This is a genomic window from Pseudomonas fluorescens, assembly GCF_902497875.1.
GTDB lineage: Bacteria > Pseudomonadota > Gammaproteobacteria > Pseudomonadales > Pseudomonadaceae > Aquipseudomonas > Aquipseudomonas fluorescens_BR.
Map to the genome: position 1 here is coordinate 1 of NZ_CABVHY010000092.1, position 1,967 is coordinate 1,967.

A 1,967-nucleotide genomic window follows, 5' to 3' on the forward strand; every position below is an offset into this window, starting at 1 on the left:
ATGTGCAGCGTGCGGTCCACCGGGGTGCCGGTGCGCTTGAGAATGCCGACCACGGTGAACGGTTTGTCGTCGTGTTTGACCAGGCTGATCACCGCCACGCCGTGGGCCAGCACCAGTTTGTCGCCGAGTTTGTAATGCAGGGCGTCAGCGACCTCGGCACCGAGTACCACTTCAAACGGGTCGCTGGCGAAGGCGCGGCCTCCGGCCAGTTGCAGGCGTTGTTGACGACCGTACTGGTAGTGCTGGAAGTAGGCGTCGGTGGTGCCCATCACTCGATAACCTCGATGGGAATCGCCGAGGGACATCGGGATCGCCCACTTCACCTTCGGGTTGCTGGCGAAATGTTCGAAGCTGTCCCAGCGGATATTATTGGTGGCGTTGCCAATGCGGAACACCGAGTACAGCAATAGGTTGACCGATCCGGAACGGGCGCCGACGATCAGGTCCGTGCCGCTGATAGTACTGGCGAAACTGGCGCGGGCTTCGGTGCGCACACGCTCGACCGCCAGCAACAGGCACACCGACAAGGCGATGGCGAACGCGGTAAGGATCGCGGTGAAGCGGCGGTTAGCCAGGCTGGCCATGGCTAGACGAAACAAATACATCTCAAACCTCGAACGGTGTGGCGGCGCGATTGAGTTCGGCCAGCGACAGATTGCGATCGAACAACGGCGCCAGGCTTTGATCGTGGCTGACGAACAACAGGCTGGCCCCTGCATCGCGGCATTCGGCGAACAACAAACGGATAAACGCCTCGCGGGCGTCATAGTCCAGCGCCGAAGTCGGCTCGTCGGCGATCACCAACTCCGGCTGGCCGATCAGCGCCCGGGCCGCGGCAACCCGTTGTTGCTGGCCGATGGACAATGAATCGGCACGTCTGCCAAGCAGTGCTGGATCTTTCAGCCCCAGGTGCGCGAGCAGCGTGGCAGCGGCCTGATCGACACTGCCGTGGCGCTGGATAGCACGGCTGGCGCGCAGTTTCGAGAAGTGGCAGGGCAGTTCAACGTTCTCGCGCACCGAGAGAAACGGCAGCAAGTTGAACTGCTGGAAGATGTAGCCGGTGTGATCGACCCGAAAGTGATCGCGGGCGCCGGCGCAAAGTTCGGTCAATTCCTGGCCGAGCAGGCGAATGCTGCCGCGATCGGGCTTTTGCACCCCGCCGAGCAGGCCGAGCAGTGTGGTCTTGCCGCTGCCGCTGGGACCTTTGAGGAACAGCGTTTCACCGGCGTCCAGGCGAAACGCCGGGATGTCCAGCAACTGCGGATGTCCTGGCCAACTGAAGCTCAGGTCAGACAGTTCGATAGTGCCGGGAGTCTTACACCAAGACGTCTATCGAGGTCTGATGCGTCTGTAGGAGCGGCGGTGCGGCGATCCGACTTGCCCGCGAAGGCGATTTCAGGATTTGCGCCGATTTCCCCGCGGACAATACCTTTTCAATCAGAACGGCTTGGTCGGCAGGTACTTGCCATCCAGCGTGATCACCGCGCGGGAACCGCCGTCCGGGTCTTCGACTTTCTTGATGTCCAGTTTGAAGTTGATGGCGCTGATGATGCCGTCGCCGAACTGTTCGTGGACCAGCGCCTTGAGCGTCGAGCCGTAGACCTGCAGCATTTCATAGAAACGGTAGACGGTCGGATCGGTCGGGATGCCGCCCTGGATGCTGCCGCGCAAGGGCACGCTTTGCAACAGGCGGCTGGCATTCTGATCCAGGCCGAGTTTGTCGCAGACTACGTCGGCGGCCTCCACCGGTAGAGGGTGTTGACCGAGCAGGGCGGCGGTGACGAAGGCCAGGCTCAGGCCGGTGCCGTCGGTCAGGTCCTGCCACGACAGGTTTTTGCGGGCCTTGGCGTCGATGATGGTGTCGGCCAGGGCCAGACGTGGAGCTTGAGCGAATTGGGATTGCAGCATGGTGATTTCCTCTTGGGTGAAGTACGAAAAGTTGCTTCCACTCTGGGTCAGGCGGCGTG

At 61.8% G+C, this 1,967-nt stretch carries 3 protein-coding genes; all 3 read right to left on the reverse strand.

Features of this window, described 5'->3' with window-relative positions:
- Nucleotides 1-605: ABC transporter permease (locus tag F8N85_RS33715; protein ID WP_150807664.1), on the reverse strand; the 605-nt coding region annotated here is incomplete at its 3' end.
- A gap of 1 nt (nt 606) precedes the next feature.
- The gene (locus F8N85_RS33720; protein WP_150807665.1) at nt 607-1,302 is read right to left on the reverse strand and encodes an ABC transporter ATP-binding protein; all 696 of its coding nucleotides are present in this window, start codon (nt 1,300-1,302) and stop codon (nt 607-609) included.
- A 135-nt stretch (nt 1,303-1,437) separates the two neighbouring features.
- Nucleotides 1,438-1,908, reverse strand: coding sequence for a cyanase (cynS, locus tag F8N85_RS33725; protein ID WP_150807367.1), 471 nt, complete (start codon nt 1,906-1,908; stop codon nt 1,438-1,440).
- Nucleotides 1,909-1,967 lie beyond the last annotated feature (59 nt).